Raw genomic sequence first — 1,030 nt, forward strand, 5'->3', positions numbered from 1 at the left:
TGCTTGACCATATCCCGGCGCTCGCCGCCGCCGTCCGTGCCATAACCGGGGTTGGTCGAGACGCTTCGCGTTCCTCCGAACGATGCGCCGCCTGAACCCCTGCAAACCCCATCATCGCCGATGCACGCGCCGGCCGCAGGCTCGGCCCGTCCCCAGCCACAACACACCAAGCAGTTGCCATGGCGCGGTGATGCCGCGCATGGCCGACAGGCCTTCAGGAGAACCTTATGACCGCACATCCACCCTTCAGGAAGGTGCTCGACGGCGTCGCCACCCGCGAGCAGATGTTCCAACTGTTCAGCCGTCACAAAGACGCTCCCAGCATCGATCCGCTTTCCGGCACTCCCTATTCAGCCGAGTGGTTCGAGATCAACGCGTCAGAATATCACTTCATGCTCGATTTGCTGCCGCCGCTCTTCATGCGCACCGGCATGTTCGGAATGTCTGAGTATAAGGCCGGCAACGTCACCAGCGTATTCTTCGCGATCCGGATCCGGGGCCGCGAGCGCTGGTTTCATGGCTTCTGCGATCTCACGGATCGGCAGTCGCCAGACAAGATGCGCGCCGCCATCATCGCCCACGAGACCCGCGCGAGCGACAGCATGACCCGCGCGGAAAAGCTCGAGGCGATCTGGAACATAACCCCCGTCGAGCTCAGGGGGACCGCCCGCAACGCAGACCCCGAGACCGGGTGGGCCGAACATCAAGGCAGACGCACGATTCTCGTTAACGCCGGAAGGCATGATGCTGCCTTCAAGCTGCTCGATGATCTGTCAGATCTCGAGATCGACGAGTTCCTGTCCAAAGTCCGATTGCGTCGGAGCTGACGAAGGAAGACGACGATGGGCATCTATAAGAACCGCGCCTCGGCGGCGATACCTCTCCATGACGGTGACCGACTTTCGCTCAATGTATGCACCCGCTTCCATCCTCAGCTGTTGAGACCTTCGAGACCGTATGGCCAACTGCCTCGAGGAAATAAGCATCCGCCCTCAGAAAAACGTCTGCTCAGTGCCCGCCACGCGGGAGG

2 protein-coding genes are annotated in these 1,030 nt (G+C 61.5%); both read left to right on the forward strand.

Features of this window, described 5'->3' with window-relative positions:
- The first annotated feature begins 227 nt into the window (after positions 1-227).
- Positions 228-827, forward strand: a complete 600-nt coding sequence (locus ACXJ7R_RS34095) for a DUF1419 domain-containing protein (RefSeq protein ID WP_457155632.1) — start codon at positions 228-230, stop codon at positions 825-827.
- Between the two features lie 15 nt (positions 828-842).
- On the forward strand, positions 843-1,030 hold a 188-nt coding region (locus tag ACXJ7R_RS34100; protein WP_457155633.1), incomplete at its 3' end, for a hypothetical protein.

It is taken from the genome of Mesorhizobium sp. P5_C1 (assembly GCF_054049815.1).

Coding starts and splice junctions, on each gene's coding strand:
- ACXJ7R_RS34095 (WP_457155632.1), top strand. CDS start 228: ATGACCGCACATCCACCCTTCAGGAAGGTGCTCGACGGCGTCGCCACC.